Annotated in this window: 15 protein-coding genes and 1 pseudogene; 12 read left to right on the top strand and 4 right to left on the bottom strand. The window is 59.5% G+C overall.

Annotated features, from left to right (window positions below):
- Nucleotides 1-126: 126 nt before the first annotated feature.
- The 12 genes from traD to B9Y90_RS16065 all read left to right on the top strand — a co-directional run bounded on the left by traD (nt 127) and on the right by B9Y90_RS16065 (nt 11,952).
- The gene (traD, locus tag B9Y90_RS16120; RefSeq protein WP_085541844.1) at nt 127-2,277 is read left to right on the top strand and encodes a type IV conjugative transfer system coupling protein TraD; all 2,151 of its coding nucleotides are present in this window, start codon (nt 127-129) and stop codon (nt 2,275-2,277) included.
- Entirely contained in the window at nt 2,258-3,016 is a 759-nt protein-coding gene (locus B9Y90_RS16115) for a TIGR03747 family integrating conjugative element membrane protein (RefSeq protein ID WP_085541843.1), read from the top strand. Before traD ends, B9Y90_RS16115 begins: the two co-directional genes overlap by 20 nt.
- 598 nt (nt 3,017-3,614) lie before the next feature.
- Nucleotides 3,615-3,953, top strand: coding sequence for an integrative conjugative element protein, RAQPRD family (locus B9Y90_RS16110; RefSeq protein WP_085541842.1), 339 nt, complete (start codon nt 3,615-3,617; stop codon nt 3,951-3,953).
- On the top strand, nt 3,953-4,195 hold the full coding sequence (locus B9Y90_RS16105; RefSeq protein ID WP_085541841.1) for a TIGR03758 family integrating conjugative element protein: 243 nt from the start codon (nt 3,953-3,955) through the stop codon (nt 4,193-4,195). Before B9Y90_RS16110 ends, B9Y90_RS16105 begins: the two co-directional genes overlap by 1 nt.
- Nucleotides 4,196-4,239: 44 nt before the next feature.
- Nucleotides 4,240-4,626: a TIGR03745 family integrating conjugative element membrane protein gene (locus tag B9Y90_RS16100; RefSeq protein WP_085541840.1), complete on the top strand. Its 387-nt coding sequence runs from the start codon at nt 4,240-4,242 to the stop codon at nt 4,624-4,626.
- Between the two features lie 19 nt (nt 4,627-4,645).
- Nucleotides 4,646-5,014, top strand: a complete 369-nt coding sequence (locus B9Y90_RS16095) for a TIGR03750 family conjugal transfer protein (protein WP_085541839.1) — start codon at nt 4,646-4,648, stop codon at nt 5,012-5,014.
- On the top strand, nt 5,011-5,670 hold the full coding sequence (locus B9Y90_RS16090; protein WP_085541838.1) for a PFL_4703 family integrating conjugative element protein: 660 nt from the start codon (nt 5,011-5,013) through the stop codon (nt 5,668-5,670). Before B9Y90_RS16095 ends, B9Y90_RS16090 begins: the two co-directional genes overlap by 4 nt.
- A 92-nt stretch (nt 5,671-5,762) precedes the next feature.
- On the top strand, nt 5,763-6,626 hold the full coding sequence (locus B9Y90_RS16085) for a TIGR03749 family integrating conjugative element protein (RefSeq protein ID WP_254902710.1): 864 nt from the start codon (nt 5,763-5,765) through the stop codon (nt 6,624-6,626).
- Nucleotides 6,623-8,146, top strand: a complete 1,524-nt coding sequence (locus tag B9Y90_RS16080; RefSeq protein ID WP_085541836.1) for a TIGR03752 family integrating conjugative element protein — start codon at nt 6,623-6,625, stop codon at nt 8,144-8,146. Before B9Y90_RS16085 ends, B9Y90_RS16080 begins: the two co-directional genes overlap by 4 nt.
- Before the next feature lie 16 nt (nt 8,147-8,162).
- Nucleotides 8,163-8,618 carry a TIGR03751 family conjugal transfer lipoprotein gene (locus tag B9Y90_RS16075; RefSeq protein ID WP_085541921.1) on the top strand — a complete coding sequence of 152 codons (456 nt, stop codon included), beginning with the start codon at nt 8,163-8,165 and terminating at the stop codon, nt 8,616-8,618.
- Nucleotides 8,619-8,695: 77 nt separating this feature from the next.
- Entirely contained in the window at nt 8,696-11,548 is a 2,853-nt protein-coding gene (locus tag B9Y90_RS16070; RefSeq protein ID WP_441302657.1) for a conjugative transfer ATPase, read from the top strand.
- Entirely contained in the window at nt 11,542-11,952 is a 411-nt protein-coding gene (locus tag B9Y90_RS16065) for a hypothetical protein (protein ID WP_085541834.1), read from the top strand. Before B9Y90_RS16070 ends, B9Y90_RS16065 begins: the two co-directional genes overlap by 7 nt.
- A 293-nt stretch (nt 11,953-12,245) precedes the next feature.
- On the opposite strand, the gene istB is transcribed toward B9Y90_RS16065, so the two are convergent.
- From istB to B9Y90_RS16040, 4 genes and pseudogenes are all read right to left on the bottom strand, one after another.
- On the bottom strand, nt 12,246-12,992 hold the full coding sequence (gene istB / locus B9Y90_RS16060; protein ID WP_085541833.1) for an IS21-like element helper ATPase IstB: 747 nt from the start codon (nt 12,990-12,992) through the stop codon (nt 12,246-12,248).
- Nucleotides 12,993-13,006: 14 nt separating this feature from the next.
- Nucleotides 13,007-14,548: pseudogene (gene istA, locus B9Y90_RS16055) on the bottom strand (IS21 family transposase).
- Between the two features lie 439 nt (nt 14,549-14,987).
- A complete protein-coding gene (locus B9Y90_RS16045; protein WP_139827408.1) occupies nt 14,988-15,305 on the bottom strand; it encodes a hypothetical protein in 318 nt (105 codons plus the stop codon).
- Between the two features lie 56 nt (nt 15,306-15,361).
- Nucleotides 15,362-15,853, bottom strand: coding sequence for an Hcp family type VI secretion system effector (locus B9Y90_RS16040; protein ID WP_085541920.1), 492 nt, complete (start codon nt 15,851-15,853; stop codon nt 15,362-15,364).
- Between the last annotated feature and the right edge of the window lie 796 nt (nt 15,854-16,649).

Below are 16,649 nucleotides of genomic sequence, written 5' to 3'. Positions count from 1 at the left end.
GATGCTGGTCCTGACGGCGGGCCTGGCAGGCGGGGAGGAAAACCACCTCCTGGGTGTGTATCTTCAGGTGCTGATGTGCACCGTCCTGCTTCGCCTGCTGGTGAAGGTCTGGCAGTGGGGTGCACGATGAGCGACCGCTACGTGGTGGAGGCCCTGCTGCGCCCGGCGGTGGAGCTCAACACGGCCGTGGCGGCCGGAGTGGCGGCATATGTCTGCGTGGCCGCCCCCTGGGCGGTGGCCCTGGCGCCCTCGGTCAGCTACGTGACCGCCGGTGGATTTGCGGTGCTGTCGGCGGTGCGCCTGCGTCAGGGCATGCAGGTGCTGCGCTACCGGTGCAACCTTCGCCGCCTGCCGCGCTATGTGATGGCGAGCCGGGATATCCCGGTGAGTCACCGGCGGCTGTTTCTGGGGAAAGGGTTCCGCTGGACACAGAAGCACACCCAGCGCCTGCAGGACACTCTGCGTCCGGAGGTGGAGGGCTATGTGCAGCCCGCAGCCCTGTACCGCGCCGCACGCCAGCTGGAGAACGCCTGTGAGTACCGCCTGCCGTGGCTGACCCGGCTGCTCAGTACTGATTCACCGTTAAATCCGGTACGACCGCTGCCGCCGGTGGGCGGCAAAGCCGTCCTGCATGGCATTGAGCCGGATGAGGGGGAGGTCACCATGGCGCTCGGGGAGCGCGTCGGACACACTCTGGTGATGGGTACCACCCGGGTCGGCAAGACCCGCCTGGCAGAGCTGCTTATCACCCAAGATATCCGCCGCGGGGACATCACCATCGTGTTTGACCCGAAAGGGGATGCCGACCTGTTCCGCCGGGTCTGGGCGGAGGCGCACCGCGCCGGTCGCGGCGATGTGCTGACGGTATTCCATCTGGGCTGGCCGTCGCTCTCGGCCCGCTACAACGCCGTGGGGCGCTTTGGGCGCGTCTCCGAGGTGGCTTCCCGTGTCGTCGGTCAGCTGTCGGGGGAGGGCAACTCGGCGGCCTTCCGGGAGTTTGCCTGGCGCTTCGTCAACATCATCGCCCGCGCCCTGGTGGCCCTGGGGCACCGGCCCGACTACACGCTTATCATGCGCTACGTCAACAACATCAGCGAGCTCTATCTGCTCTACGCTGAAAAAGTGGTTCAGGCACAGCTCCCGGCGCTGATGCAGCAGATAGCCAACAGCGTGGGCGTCCTGACGGAGGAGGATGTGCCGCGCAACCTGCAGGGCCAGGCGGAGGCGGTAAAAATCTGGGCGACGGAGGTGGCGCTGAGCTCGCCCGAGGGGAAAGCCCTGTACGACCCGATACTCGACGGCCTGCGTTCGGCCGTCCGCTACGACCGGACCTACTTCGATAAAATCGTGGCCTCCCTGCTGCCGCTGCTGGAGAAGCTCACCACCGGCAAAACGGCCTCGCTGCTCTCCCCGGACTACCTGGACATGGACGACCCGCGCCCCATCTTTGACTGGGAGCAGGTGATACGCAAACGTGGGATAGTCTATATCGGCCTCGATGCCCTGAGCGACAGCGAGGTGGCCACTGCGGTGGGCAACAGCATGTTCGCCGACCTGGTGAGCGTCGCAGGCCACATCTACAAGCACGGTATCAACGCCGGTCTGCCCGGGGAGAACCCGGACAAGCTGCCCGTCAACCTCCACTGCGATGAGTTTAACGAGCTGATGGGGGATGAGTTCATCCCGCTTATCAACAAGGGCGGCGGGGCCGGGATGCAGGTCACCGCCTACACCCAGACCTCTTCGGATATCGAGGCCCGCATCGGCAGTGCTGCCAAAACCGCCCAGGTCACCGGGAACTTCAACACCCTCATCATGCTGCGCGTGCGCGACAACAAAACCGCCGAGCTGCTGACCACCCAGCTGCCGCAGGTGGAGATTTACACCAAAACCCTGGTCTCGGGGCACGCGGATATCTCCGACCCGGAGCGCGGGCAGGACTTTACCAGCAGCACTCAGGACCGGGTGGGGACGGTGAAAACCCCGCTGCTGGAGCCGACGGACGTGGTGAGCCTCCCGAAAGGCCAGGCGTTCGCCCTGCTCGAAGGGGGGCAGCTGTGGAAGGTCCGCATGCCGCTGCCCGCCAGCGAAGCGGACGAGCTGATGCCGAAAGACCTGGCGGCGGTGGCAGAGCAGATGCGGCGCAACTACCACTCCAGTGAGACCTGGTGGACAGGGGGCAGCCTCACACCTGATACCCCAACTGACACACAGCCCGACGTAGCGCCTGAGTCAGACACCGATACCGGAGGTCCGGATGGCAACGACGCAGCCTGACACGCCCCGCCAGCCAGTACGGCCGCAGAAGCACGGGATTATCTACAACGTGCTCTGGGGCTGGCCGTGGGCGCTTGTGGGGATGGTGTTGTCCTCGCTGCTCCTGAGCCTGCTGATTGAGTTTTTGTGCATGGCGTTTTTGTGGCCGGAGCAGGGCGCGGCCCACAGCCAGCGGATGCTGATAACCGAGAGCGGCTGGCTGTCGGCGGAGTTTACCCGCAGCCTGCTGCTCTCAGAGCCGTCGGTGACGGCGATAAGCGGGTTCAGCCATCTGTACCAGTGGGCCTTTGTGGACAGTGGTTTAATAGCGTGGATCAACGCGCAGTATCAGGGTGAGCTGCACAGCAATAATGAGATCTCAAGGCAGGTGAACGCCTGGTTGGGGTGGATTGCCGGGTACGTGCATGAATACCTGCTGGCCGCCATCTACGTGACCGGGGTGACAGTGATACGGGTCATTATCCTGGCGCTGTCAGGGCCATTGTTTGTACTGGTGGCAATGGTGGCCGTGGTGGAGGGGCTGAGCCGGCGGGATCTGCGGCGTTACGGGGCGGCGTATGAATCCAGCTTTGTGTATCACCATGCGCGGCGGTTGGTAAAACCCGCATTGTGTGTACCGTGCATGCTGTATCTGGCGTGGCCGGTGGCGGTGTACCCGAATCTGTTGCTGTTGCCCGCCGCACTCCTGTTCGGGATGGCGGTCACGGTGACGCTGGCGTCTTTCAAGAAATATATATAGGCTGGAAATCAGGCTGGACGATAGCGGGTAAAGCTTCGCTTTGGCCGCTATCGTCAGCAGACAAGCCGGAGCGCGTCAGCTGAATGGTGTCCCGCGTTCCGATGCTGACGCTGACGCGAAGAGGCATTTCATTGATGAAAAATATCGTTCATGAGGTGCTGGAAATCCTGCATGAGGTAGAAGACATTATCCACTAAGACGATGATGAACAGGCTAAATATCAGTCCCTGCCCGTCGAATTGTAGTGCGAAGATCAAGCGTTCCTTGCGTGGTAAGCGTGTATTAAAACAATACAATGGTATGCGTAAATTCCGCACGCTGTTGCAAAGCAAAACATAATAATAAATTCAGGGATATGATGCATAGTCTGATACCGTCTTACTGAGTAGTTTCACGAAAGCCCCTGGTTACTGATGTAAACAATGCGCTCAGTACTCTGGCACATTTGTCTGATGATCGGCGCTCTGTGATCGATCGCGGCAGCTTATGGGATCCGTTTTTATGGAAATTTTCGCCACCGCTTAAAGGGTTATTCGCTGACCCGGCTCCTCAAATCTTCCACCCTGAACGCACTTATTTCATGCAGAGGTGCGTCTCTATGCCATATCTTCCACCTAAACTTTTTTCCCGCGTCATCTGTGGCGGCCTGTTGGGCCTGTCGCTGTTGACGGCGCTGCCTGCACAGGCGTCCGAGAAGGACGAGCTCGCCAGTACTCAGCGCCTGCTCGACCAGGCCCAGGCCTCGCTTGAGCGCGCCCGGGTGGCCGCTGCGCAGGCTGACCCGGCGGAGCGCGGGCGCTTTTACTTCGACTATCGGCGGGCGACCACCGACCTGAACACCGTGCGGGCCGGGATAGACCACTACCTCACGCCGTCCCGGGCGCAGCCGCGCTACAGTGGGACCGTCACCGGACAGTACCGCCGGGAACGTCCCTGATGGCCATGACGGCGGGGCAGACGGCGGCCTTCACCGCGGCATCGGGTCACCTTGATATTCCCCTCATGCACCTTGTCTGCGTGGGCTTTCTGGTGGCGGTCCTGTTTCTGTGGGCCGCCTGGGCCCTGGCGGACGTCTGGGGCGGCTGGGCGAATGAAAAAGTGCGTCACGCGGCCCTGGTGCGGTTCGCTATCCGGGCTGTGGTGCTCATCGTGGTGAGCATCTGGATGTTCGCCAGCTGAACCCCTCTCTCTTTTTATCGATGACTTATCTGACGGAGCAACTTATGACTCAGCAGGACGGACTGCGTCCCCGTATTACCACGTTTTTCCACCGGCTGGCCTGGCGGGCCGGTCTCCTGGCCCTGTGGGTCTGGCTTGCCTGTGAGCCGGCCCTGGCCGACCTGCCGAAGGTGGACCCGCCGGTGAGCGGCGGGGGAGCCGGGCTGATGGGGCAGATTAAAGGCTATGTCCAGGACGGTATCGTGCTCGGCGGGCTGGTGATTGCCGCCATCGCCTTTATCAACGTGGCCGTGGCCGCCATCCACACCTTCACCGAAGTGCGCAATGAGAAGGCCTCCTGGACCAAGTTCGGGGCCATTGTGGTGGTCGGCGTGGTACTGCTGGTCGCGGTTATCTGGCTGCTCGGCAAATCGGCCACCATCATCCTCTGACGCAGGAGCGCGGTTAACGATGCAGACGATTCGTTTTTTACCTGACCGGCTGAACGCCGAACCGGTGGTGTTCCGGGGCTTCACCACCCCGGAGATGGGGCTGGCGGCGCTGGCCGGGTTGGGGCTCGGCCTGGTGTGGTCGCTGCCCCTGCTGCCTCTGGCCGGCTGGGTGATTATCCCGACGGGCATGCTGGTGACACCGCTGCTGGTTATCGGCTTCGGCGGGAAGTGGCTGATGCGCCTCAAGCGCGGCAAGCCGGAGAACTTTATCTGGCAGCAGCTGGCGATGAAAAAACGCCAGCTGGGTATCGGGGATACGTCGCTGATTATCATCTCGCAGGGCTGGGCCCTGCGCCGCAGCCGGGCTGTGGCCGGGAGGCTGTCATGAGCCGATTCCGCCATGCCCTGCAGAACCGGGACCAGCATATCCGCACGCTCAGGGTGACCTGCGGGGTGTTACTGCTCCTGCTGCTGGTCACCCTCGGCGGCTGGATGACCGCCCCCGACCGGCTGACCCTGCACATCCCGCCTGACCTGCGCACCGGCAGCACCCGCCCGTGGTGGGAGGTGCCCGCGCCGACGGTTTACAGCTTCGCCTTCTATATCTTCCAGCAGCTGAACGCCTGGCCGAAGAGCGGCGCGGAGGACTACCCGGCGAAAATCGCTGCCCTTTCGCCGTACCTGACCCCGGCCTGCAAAAGTTTTCTCGAGGCGGATGCGAAGACACGGACCGACAGTGGGGAACTGGCCGGTCGCGTGCGCGTGGTCTACGAGATACCCGGCCGGGGCTACACCGGCAGCAGCGTGACGGTCTACGACCGTGACAACTGGGGCGTGCGGCTGGACGTGGTGGCGGATGAGTACTTTCAGGCCGAGCCGGTGAAGCGCGCCCTGGTGCGCTTCCCGTTGAAGGTGGTGCGCTGGAGCGGGGATGCTGAGCGTAATCCGTTTGGTCTGGCGCTGGACTGCTATGACGGCGTGCCGCAGCGGCTGGAGGCCGCCCCGGTGGCGACGAAACCGGCGCAACAGGGGGTATTCCAGTGAAGATGAAACCGAAACCGGACCCACAAAAATTTCTCCGGTGGTCTGCCTGCCCGGGGCAGCTGGCGTTCAGTCTGGTCTGTGTGGTCAGCGGCATGTTTTCCTCTGCCACGCAGGCCGACGAGCTGATGAAGTGGGAGCGTATCCCGCTGCAGATCCCGCTCAGCACGGCGCATGAGCGGGTGGTGTTTGTGGATAAAAACGTACGGGTGGGCTTTCCCCCTGCGCTCAACGGTAAGCTGCGGGTGCAGAGCACCGGCGGGGCGGTGTACCTGAAGGCAGAAACGACATTCCCGACCACCCGGCTGCAGCTGCAGGACGTGGAGACCGGGGAGGTCATTCTGCTCGACGTCACGGCTGCGGAAACCGGCCCTGAGGAGCCGGTGCGTCTGGTCTACAGCGGGGATGTCACCCGGCTTAACAGTCAGCGTGATTTACGTGAGACCGGGGTGAAGACGGGTTCAGAGAATGCGCCTTCCGGGGGTACAGGTTCCCCGGATGCTGCAGATACTGCTGCTCCGCCGAAAAAGCCTCACTTCAATGCGCCGCTACCGGTGGTGCTGACCCGCTATGCGGCCCAGAGCCTGTATGCCCCGCAGCGTACCGTGGAGGCTGTGCCGGGTATCCACCCCCTGAACCCGCATCTGCCGGGGCACATCACCACCCTGTATCCGGCTGAGCCCGTGGCGGTGACGCCGCTGGCCGCCTGGGGCGTCGGGCCGCGCGCCGTGGTGGCGCTGCAGGTGCGTAACACGCAGGCCCGCAGGCTGGTCCTCGATCCTCGCAGGCTGCAGGGCGAATTCGTGGCCGCCACCTTCCAGCACCGCTGGCTGGGCCCGGCGGGCACGCCGGAAGACACCACCGTGCTGTACCTGGTCACCGCCGGGCGGCCAGAGATGGCCTTTATCGCTGAACCGGTTGCCGCACATCTGCGCGTGAAAAAGGGGGCAAAACCATGAAGGTGAAATCCAGTCTCCTGGTGAAGGTCATCGTCCCGGCCATGCTTGCCGGTGGGGTGGTGGTGGGGCTGCGGAGTTGCGGCGCGCACCGTGCCTCCCCGGCAGACGCGCAGCGGGCGGCGCTCACCCACACCCTGGCCGACCTGTCGCCGGATGAACTCAAATCCCTGGGTGTCGAGGGTGACACGCCGGAGGATACCCTGCACACCCTGATTGGCTCCCTCAATACCGTGCGGGCGGAGCAGAAGCAGCTGAGCCAGGAAAATGAGGCGCTACGCAAGCAGAATGAACAGCTGAGCCACCGCGGGCAGGACGTGACGGGTCAGGTGAGTGACGCGGTGGGCACCCTGCAAAAGCAGTACGACGCCCGGACCCGCCAGTTGCAGGATGAGCAGCAGACGCTCAAAAGCCAGCTGCAGTCGATGGCCGACCGGCTGGCGAATGCCGGAGCCACGTCAACGGCCACTGGCCAGGGGGCCTCCGGCGACAGCGATATTCCGACCGGGCTGGGGCTGGATGGTCTGGGTCATACGCAGGCCAGCCCGGCGACCGCCGGGGCCGACGGCCTGATGTGGGTCACCCCCACAGACCAGCAGCCCGCCCTTCCCGGGCAGGCGGACGGCAAAACCGGGCCGCAGTTCCCGAGCTCGTTCCTGGACGATAACCCGCTTACCCGCCAGAAGGCGGCGTACGAGATGCAGGTCAAGGGCCACACTACCGAAAACGGCACCCCGGCAAAACCCATTGAACATCCGGTCTTCACCCTGCCGGAGAATTCCACCCTCGTGGGCAGCCGGGCGATGACCGCCCTGCTTGGGCGGGTGCCCATCAACGGGACGGTCACCGATCCGTATCCGTTCAAAATCCTGATAGGCAAGGACAACCTGACGGCCAACGGCATCGAGCTGCCGGACGTGGAGGGGGCGGTGGTCTCCGGCTCGGCCAGCGGGGACTGGACGCTGTCGTGTGTCCGCGGCCAGGTGACCTCCATTACCTTTGTGTTCGCAGACGGGACGGTACGCACCCTGCCGCACCCGGTGGAGCTGGCGAGCGGCACGGGCAGCGCCAGCAGCAAAACCGACACAGGCACCAGCGGTGGGATTGGCTGGATATCCGATGACGACGGCATCCCCTGCATCAGCGGGACCCGCAAATCCAACGCCTCAACCTACCTGCCGACCCTGTTTGGCCTGTCGGCGGCGGGGGCCGCCGGGGAGGCGATGAGCCAGAGCCAGCAAACCACGCAGACCAACGGCTACGGCGGGGTGACTTCCACCCTGACCGGGGATGCGGGCAAGGCGGCGCTCGGGAAAGCGATCGCCGGGGGCATGAGCGAGACCGGAGAGTGGGTGAAGCAGCGTTACGGGCAGATGTTCGACGCCATCTACGTCCCGCCGGGGGCCCATCTGGCGGTGCACATCACCCGCCAGCTCAATATCGATTATGAAGACCCCGGCCGCCGGGTGCGCTACGACTTCACCCTCCCGGGTGAGAAGGGTGCAGATGGCGGACTGGATTGAGGATCTTACTATGAATATGACGATTAGCTATCACACACCTCGTCTGGCCAGCCTGAGTGACAGAGGCTGCAGGCTGGCCTGCCTGGTGCTGGCCGGTTGCCTGATGAGCGGGTGCGCCACTTCCAAAGAGGAGATGCTGCCCGCTGGCGACCATACCATGCTGGCGCTGTGGAACGGGGAGGACGGCAGCGGGAGTGCCTCCCGTGCGACGGCGGTGGCCCGGCAGGCGCTGCGACGCCCCCTTAACAGCGCTGAACAACAGACCACCCCGGAAACGGACGACAGCTATGCGCGTACGGCGGCGAGTGAAATCAGCCAGCAGTTCCCGCGTCTGCCGAACCCCGACATGGTGATGTATATCTTCCCTCACCTGGCGGACGGTAACTCGCCGGTACCGGGCTACAGCACGGTGTTCTCCTTCTACGGGCAGACGCAGTACGCCATGCCCGGTGAACGCACGGGGGCGCTGTGATGCTGCGCACTTTGTTTCCGCTGTTTGATAAAAAACGTCTCAGGCGCACACGCCCGCTATTCCCACCACCGGAGGCTATGCCCGCCACACGTCGAACTGACCCGTCAGCTGAAACGGTTACCCCACATGATGAGGCCGTTACCGTGCCCGCCGGAGAAGGCGAGCCCCTGGTGATCGCCGGGCGTGAGGCCCTCCGGCGTCCGGGTAAGCTTGACGCGACTGCTGAACAGAAAGTGTACCAGACCGGACCTTCCCTGCTGGACTACCTGCCCTGGGCGGAGTTTCTCGACCATGAGCAGTGCCTGCTGCTTGACGACGGGGTGTCGGTCGGGGCAGTGTACGCTGTTTCCCCGGTGGCCACGGAGGGCAGAACCCTCGACCGTCTGATGCAAATCCGCGACACGGTGGAGGATGCGCTGCAGGACAGCTTCGACGAGCACGACGACAACCCCTGGGTGGTGCAGTTCTTCTGTCAGGACGAGGACAACGTGGACGCGTACCTGGATGGCCTGAAAGTGTATGTGAAGCCTCATGCGCGTGATACGGCGTTCACCCGGGACTGGCTGGCGGTCACCGGGCGCCATCTGCGCGGCATTGCCCGCCCGGAAGGGCTGTTTACCGATACGCTGATTACCGGCCAGCCCTGGCGGGGCCAGCAGCGCCGCACGCGGATGGTGATTTACCGTTATGTGGGGAATAATCATCGCGACCCGATGCCGCCGGTGGCCATGCTCAACCTGGTGGGCGAGCGGGTGACCAGCGCCCTTGGCGGGGCCGGCATTCTCAGCGTGCGCCAGAGCGGAGCGCAGGTCCACGACTGGCTGCTGCGTCTGTTCAATCCGTCCCCGCAGTGGGTGGATAAAGCCACCCTGTACCGGGAGGCGCGCTACTTTGACCGCCGGGAGGCCCCGGAAGGGGCAATGCCGGTGAGGAACGACTTTGCCGAGACCCTGTGGTTTACCCCGCCGCGCTCGGACGTGGAGCACGGGGTGTGGTGGCTGGACGATAAGGCCCACTGCGCCGTACCGGTGGAAAAGCTCCGGCGGCCCCCGGAGCCGGGACAGCTCACCGGGGAGCAGGCGCGGGGGGAGAAGAAAATCAACGCCCTGATGGACACCTTCCCGGCAGGGACGATGGTCTGCATGACCATCGTGGTGCAGCCTCAGGACACGCTCGAGGCTGATTTCACTAAGCTTGCGAAAAACGCCGTCGGGGAGAACACCGATTCCGGGCGCGTGCGCCAGGATGTGAAAACGGTAAAGGAGTACCTGGGCAACCGCCACAAGCTCTACCGCGCCGGCCTCACTTTCCTGCTGCGGGCCGACAACGTGGAGGCGCTGAACCACAAGCGCGTGGCGCTCAGCACCGTGCTGCTGGGGGCCGGGCTGCAGCCGGTCCGGCCGGAGTTCGATGTGGCCCCCCTTAACACCTGGCTGCGGGCGCTGCCGATGTGCTTTAACCCGCAGACTGACAAAAAGCACTGGTACACCCGCCTCACCTGGGTGCAGCACCTGGCGGGCCTCCTGCCGGTGACGGGGCGCGAGACCGGCACCGGGCATCCCGGGATGAGCTTCTTCAACCGGGGGGGCGATACCCTGACGTTCGACCCGCTCAATAAGCTCGACCGCAGCCAGAATGCCCACCTCCTGCTGTTCGGCCCGACCGGGGCGGGCAAGTCCGCGACCCTCTGCGCCCTGCTGTCACAGCTGATGGCGGTGCACCGGCCCCGGCTCTTTATCGCCGAAGCCGGCAACAGCTTCGGGCTGCTGGCGCAGTACTTTAAACGCCTCGGCCTGACCGTACACGTGGTCAGCATCAAACCCGGCAGCGGCGTGACCCTCCCGCCGTTCTCGTACGCACACCGCCTGGTGGAAGAGGCGCTGAGCGCCCTCCCCGCGGAGGTGGATGAAAACGACCTGCCGGATATCACCGAGGACAATGGCGAGGAAGACAAACGCGATATCCTGGGCGAAATGGAAATCTCGGCCAGGATGATGATAACCGGCGGGGACGCGAAGGAAGAGGCGGAGCTCAAACGCGCCGACCGGGCGATGATACGCGAGGCGCTGATGATGGCCGCCCGCCGGACGTACGAGGAGGGCCGGCAAATGCTGCCCTCTGACCTGCAAAAGGCGCTGTACGCTATCTCCACCGATGAGAGCGACCGCCGGAACAGCCAGCGCCGGGCCCGGGCGGCCGAGATGGCGGAGTCGCTCGGGATGTTCACCCAGGCCGGGAGTTTTGAGGCGGAGCTCTTTAACCGCGAGGGCAGCCTGTGGCCGGAGGCCGACGTCACCCTGATTGACCTCGGACACCTGGCCCGTGAGGGCTACGAGGCGCAGATGGCACTCACCATGGTGAGCCTGACCAATACCATCAACAACATCGCCGAACGGGACCAGTATTCCGGACGGGATATCGTGTTCACGGTGGACGAGGCCCACATCATGACCGTCAATCCACTGCTTGCCCCCTACATGACCAAGATTGTGAAGATGTGGCGCAAACTCGGGGCCTGGCTGTGGCTGGCGACCCAGAACCTCAAAGATTACCCGGACATTGCCGGGAAGATGCTGAACATGGCGGAGTGGTGGGTGTGCCTGACCATGCCGCCGGAGGAGGTGAAGGAGATTAGCCGCTTTAAGGCGCTGACGCCTGAGCAGGAGGCAGTGCTGCTCTCTGCCCGCAAGTTGTCCGGGTGCTACACCGAGGGCGTGGTGCTGGCGAAGAATATCGAGGCGCTGTTCCGGGCCGTGCCCCCGAGCCTGTACCTGGCACTGGGGATGACCGAGAAGGAGGAGAAGGCGGAGAGACGCCAGATAATGGACGAATATGGCTGCAGTGAGCTGGATGCGGCCATCCGGGTGGCCGCGGCCTTTGACCGGCAGCGCGGCCTGTCCACCTCCGGGACGGAGGACACCCCATGCTGACCCTGACGTGGCCAACCCCGACCATGGCTTCCCAGGCCAAAGACGGTGAGCAGGTGCTGTTCGGGCTGCTCCCCCAGGGGGGCCCGACCCTGAGCCCCCAGGATGCGCAGGCCCTGCACGCGCTGCGCGCCGCTATCCTCACCCGCCTCACGCCCCCGGTCTGCTTCACCTGTCATCCGCATCGGGTGGCGCAGCGCTGCAGCGTGGCCCTGCATGCGGAGGGGCAGGGCGGCGGGAGCATCGACCTGCTGGTGACGGTCAGCGGGCAGACACGGTTTCCCGAGGAGGGCGAGTACGCCCGACCCCGCTGGTATCTCACTGTCCCGGACGCCACAGACCTGGTCTACCTGGTCCTTTATCTGAATAACCTGGCCGATCGGGATAATAACGTTGACCCAAACTAACCATGATCATTATCGGATTGATAATATCAACAGGAGCATGAGCAGGAGCAAAGAAATGAAAATATCTTCCCGGATAGTGTGCCTGCTCCCGCTGCTGAGTGGCTGTGCGGATGCGATTCGGCGATGCTGAACAAAATATCAGCGATGGTGCCGGGGCTGTCACGTAGACCCTGTGCAGCCCGGCGGCAATATCGGCGACAGTATGCCGTGCGTATTACCATGAAGGAGATCGGTGAGTAACATTGATGGAGATCGGTTCGTGTCACTTTCACAGAACCATTTTTACATTAACTTCACTGATCTCCTTCGGTCAACGTGGTTTGCATTTTTCGCATTGATTCTCCTTTAAGTTCTATCTTGATACTCCCATGAACCAGGCGATCCAGGATGGCATCAGCATGCGTTGAGTCCCCGATCATCTTGTACCAGCTTTCCACCGGCAACTGGCTCACGACGATGATTGAGCCTCGCTGGTACATCAGATCCACTATTTCCAGTAGGTCGCTGCGTTGTTCTGACGACAGAGGCTCCAGCCCCCAGTCATCCAGAAGCAGCAGATCGCTGTGATTCAGTTTCGTCAGCAGTTTGCTGTATCTTCCGTCGGCATGCCCCTGATAGCACAGGTCCATCAACGCTTTCAGCCGGTAGTAGTAGACCTTGTATCCCTGCCGACAAGCATTATGCCCGAGCGCACACGCCAGGTACGTTTTACCGCTGCCTGTCGCGCCGGTCAGTAACAGGTTTTGTTTAAGGTTCAGCCAGTTTCCCTGCCCGAGTGAACGGATCAGGGCCTTATCCAGGCCCCTGCTGCTCCGGTAATCCAGTTTTGATAACTCGGCGCTGAGTCTGAACCGCGCCTGTTTCACCAGGCGCTCTGCTTTTCGGTTTTCGCGGCAGGTGAGTTCTTCTGAAGCCAGTAACGACAGGCGTTCCTCGAACCCCAGCTCCTGGTATGCTCCAGGTTGCGCGATCTGGTTTTTTAGCGCATCACGGAAGCCGGTGAGTTTCAGTTCCGTCAGTTGTTCGTAAAGATGGTTCATTATTGGCTTCCGTATCAGTGGTAGTATTTGCTGCCGCGAACGTTTTCATGTTCCAGCATTGATAACAGGTCAGGTTTGTTTTCAGGAACAGGCTGTTTATCCAGACCTTTTTCCAGGATCGATTTTATTCCCGCAAGCCGCCATACCTGAGTCTTCAGCGCCCGGGCACATGCTGCGTTCAGTCTCGCTTTGCTGTATTTTTTGTGAAGGTTCAGAAGTCCCAGGCAGAATCGGTAGCTTTGTTCCGGGTGGGGGCGTGAGTTCAGGATGTGCAGGACGTAGTCATGGGTTTCACTGCCAACGCGTCCGGCCTACTCCAGAAGCCGTTCCGGTGTCCAGGTGGCATGCTGGCGATGAGCCTCCGGCATATGCTCTTCACGGGTGCTGTAGCCATAGTTACGGTTGCGGGGATGTGTCGCCACTTCCTGCCCCTGATTGAACAGTCTGACCAGCTCACCCGAGATCCATGCTTCCAGCTGTAAGCCCAGTAGCGAACAGGGTACCGAGTAGTAATGTTTGTCGATCTCCACATGGTAATCAGCATGGATCCTGACTTTTTTCACCAGGGTATAGCTGTAACTGGCCTCAGGGAGTGGTTTCAGCTCAGGTTTATCGAGCTGAGTGAAGAGATCGGCTCGCGAGCCCCCCAGTTTCTGCATTACCTTGTTATTCAGCCTTTCCAGTAACTCCCGGATACGCTGGTTAAGTGATGCCAGGCTGTAGAAGGTTTCATGCCTGATACGGGCCATGATCCATCGTTCAACAACCTGGACACCCACTTCGGCTTTGGCTTTATCTTTCGGTTTACGCGGACGTGCTGGTATGACGGCAACATTGTAGTGTTCAAGCATCTGCTGATAGGTTGGATTAACGTCAGGATCATACTTGCATGCCCGTGACGTAGCGCTTTTCAGGTTGTCCGGAACAACAAGTTCGGGAACACCGCCAAGCCACTGGAAGCAACGAGCATGGCTCATCACCCAGTCTTCAAGCTGCTGGGACCAGGTGGCTTCTGCCCATGTGTAACTTGACGCCCCGAGAACAGCCACGATGATCTGCGCGGTTCTTATTTCTCCTGTATCGGGGTTGGTAATGTCGACGGTTGGTCCACAGTAATCAACGAAGAGTTTTTCACCGGCTTTATGGACCTGACGCATCGATGGCGAGGTGGTTTTCAGCCATTCGCGATACATCCGGCAGTAATGGTTATAACTGTAAGAACCGCCAGGATTGCGCTCTCCGTACTCTTCCCAGAGCAGTTGAAGCGTCACGCATTTATTACGCAGCTCTTTGTGTACCGTAGCCCAGTCTGGCAGGGAGTGTTTCTTCATCTTCACCTGCGTTTGAAGGAACGCATGCTTTAGTGCCGCATCATCCCATTCCGCAGGCAATGGCCACTGCTTTATACCAAGCTGAGCAGCCCGATTGGCATAGCGGGATACAACAGAAGGTGAGATCGCCAGACTCCGGCCAATCTGACGATGGCTGAGTCCTGAGCCATATTTAAGTCTAAGTATTTCCTTGAGTTTTCTCATAGAGATTGGAACTGTCGGCATAGGTATCCTTCACCAGATTGGCAAAAGATACAGATCAACACACCTGTGAAGCTCCAGTAACATTGATGGAGATCACCGAATAACAAAATGAGTCAAAAGTGATCTCCATGAATGTTATTCAGCGATCTGCTCAAATGTTATTACCCGATCTCGATGGATGTTATTGGGCGATCTCTATTCATGAAAATACGCATGCCGTGGATGAGCCGGGCTATACACCAGCCGCACACCACTCAAAATCTGTACAAGTGGCTCACGCCACTGGCACTACCTTTTGAGAAAAGCAATGGTGAATATCGTTGAGGAATTTGGTGGTATTTCGATTCAGCATTCATTCTGCCGAAAAAAGAAAGCACCGGCGATATAATCGTGCAGTGCTTTATCTGTCGCTAAAGGCCCGTTTAGCTATTCGGCGGGGGACTCATCGGGAATCAGGTAATTAGACTGTATAATCATTGATCAGTTGCTCAATAGCCATAATAGATTCTCCGGATTTCATCCGGTTAAGCATGTTGTTGTAAAACTGATAGAATTTCTTCTCAGCTTCACCGGGTTCTGCACTCTCTATTATTTCTGAGGTGATGTGCCCAAGCCTTGATTTTATCCCACGCACTCTGGCATCACCACGGTAGTATTTATCCAGCGCATTAGAAAACGCCATTTTTGTTAACAGTGCTTTTTGTCCTTCGCCAAGCGAATCAAAAGCGGTGCTGTTTGACTGCTTACTTACACATCCGCCCATATCATCTCCTTTCACAGTATGAATATTCTGGTAAATAATAATCAATTAAAAATTTCTAATACATACGGCGATTACGCAATGCTTCGCTCGCGCCATGAATCTGAGTGGGAGATATTGCCGTCTTTATAGTTCCAGGTGATTTTTTCATAACGCAACTCAATCTGTTCGAGATGATTATGCTTCTGTTTGGATGTATCCTTGATGTCATGCATCATCGGTGTTACCTGAACGACCTTTACGTTCTCAAGCTTTGTATTGAAGTATTCAGTCTCCTGACCGGCATCATTTATTTTATACCACTTGAATTCTGCAGATTTCAACGTCTGGCCTATGGTAACCGCTTTATAAAAATATGGGCTGGAAGAGTCTATTTCCTTAGTGAAAATTAAAGGTGTGTGAGTTCTGGTTCCAGTCAGCTTGCCTGTGTTATTGTCTGTCGGGATGTAAAGTTTGTGTAATATCTCAGATACTTCGATGCTACCTTCGCGGTCATTTACTTCAACAGAACCTTTGATATCTCTACCACTGTCATCTTTTAACCATAGATAAATTGGAATTGCCATGATATATTTCTCCATATGTTTTGGTTGTGATTTATTATATTGCCAATAAGACATTGATTTTGATGTTCGTATTGAATATGAGGCGGCTACTTTCCTCGTGGCCTCCGGTGTATGCATAAATATTGGTACGTTACCCTGAAACATTGAGTATCCATAATGGACGGTATGCATCAAATAATTATCTTCTGAAGTAACTAATCATATTCAGGACAATCCACATCAACCCTGTTACATCATTTACCTCATGTGAACATATTCGTGTGTCACGTTACAGCAAATGGCACTGACGGATATGAGAAATTTAGATATTCCAATGAATTTTCAGTCATTTCTCAATACCTGACGAAAAGGAATACTACGAGAAGATGATGGGGTATTTCGCAAAGTGGCGCAGTGGGAGATGCAGTGGTGGGGCTGTGGCAAAGCAGGACGAGCCATCGGCTACCGTGATCAGAGAGCAATGAGGCTGGCAGTCTGCCAGCTTTATATTTTTGTGAATACTCTTGATTGTAGGATGTGGATGTAACAACCCCTCTAGTTGGTTACTGGCCAGTTTGCCATAAGTTCCAGAAGTCTGGATTTTTCACTACTCAACAGAATTCCATCAGACGTCAGACGGGAAGACCAAAATCGATCAGATTAAACAGGCGATTGACGATGTCGAACAGGATATTCGTTCTCTTTATATCGCCATGATAAACGTAAGCGCTAAGTGAGCGCCGTATTGACAGTTATTTGTCGGTGAGTTCTACGTTCCAGGGCAGAAGTTCAGCCACTTTATTGGAAGGCCACTCCG

It is taken from the genome of Cedecea sp. NFIX57 (assembly GCF_900177785.1).
GTDB classification, from domain to species: domain Bacteria; phylum Pseudomonadota; class Gammaproteobacteria; order Enterobacterales; family Enterobacteriaceae; genus Cedecea; species Cedecea neteri_C.
Note: the sequence above shows the minus strand (reverse complement) of the source record. Positions and strands in the feature narration are given on the sequence as shown.

Bases quoted from the DNA above. Each gene is read 5' to 3' on its own strand.
- B9Y90_RS16090 (WP_085541838.1), top strand. From the start codon at position 5,011: ATGAGCCGATTCCGCCATGCCCTGCAGAACCGGGACCAGCATATCCGC.
- B9Y90_RS16100 (WP_085541840.1), top strand. From the start codon at position 4,240: ATGACTCAGCAGGACGGACTGCGTCCCCGTATTACCACGTTTTTCCAC.
- B9Y90_RS16070 (WP_441302657.1), top strand. From the start codon at position 8,696: ATGCCCGCCACACGTCGAACTGACCCGTCAGCTGAAACGGTTACCCCA.
- B9Y90_RS16080 (WP_085541836.1), top strand. From the start codon at position 6,623: ATGAAGGTGAAATCCAGTCTCCTGGTGAAGGTCATCGTCCCGGCCATG.
- B9Y90_RS16110 (WP_085541842.1), top strand. From the start codon at position 3,615: ATGCCATATCTTCCACCTAAACTTTTTTCCCGCGTCATCTGTGGCGGC.
- traD (WP_085541844.1), top strand. From the start codon at position 127: ATGAGCGACCGCTACGTGGTGGAGGCCCTGCTGCGCCCGGCGGTGGAG.
- B9Y90_RS16065 (WP_085541834.1), top strand. From the start codon at position 11,542: ATGCTGACCCTGACGTGGCCAACCCCGACCATGGCTTCCCAGGCCAAA.
- B9Y90_RS16085 (WP_254902710.1), top strand. From the start codon at position 5,763: ATGTTTTCCTCTGCCACGCAGGCCGACGAGCTGATGAAGTGGGAGCGT.
- B9Y90_RS16095 (WP_085541839.1), top strand. From the start codon at position 4,646: ATGCAGACGATTCGTTTTTTACCTGACCGGCTGAACGCCGAACCGGTG.
- B9Y90_RS16075 (WP_085541921.1), top strand. From the start codon at position 8,163: ATGACGATTAGCTATCACACACCTCGTCTGGCCAGCCTGAGTGACAGA.
- istB (WP_085541833.1), bottom strand. From the start codon at position 12,992: ATGAACCATCTTTACGAACAACTGACGGAACTGAAACTCACCGGCTTC.
- B9Y90_RS16040 (WP_085541920.1), bottom strand. From the start codon at position 15,853: ATGGCAATTCCAATTTATCTATGGTTAAAAGATGACAGTGGTAGAGAT.
- B9Y90_RS16105 (WP_085541841.1), top strand. From the start codon at position 3,953: ATGGCCATGACGGCGGGGCAGACGGCGGCCTTCACCGCGGCATCGGGT.
- B9Y90_RS16115 (WP_085541843.1), top strand. From the start codon at position 2,258: ATGGCAACGACGCAGCCTGACACGCCCCGCCAGCCAGTACGGCCGCAG.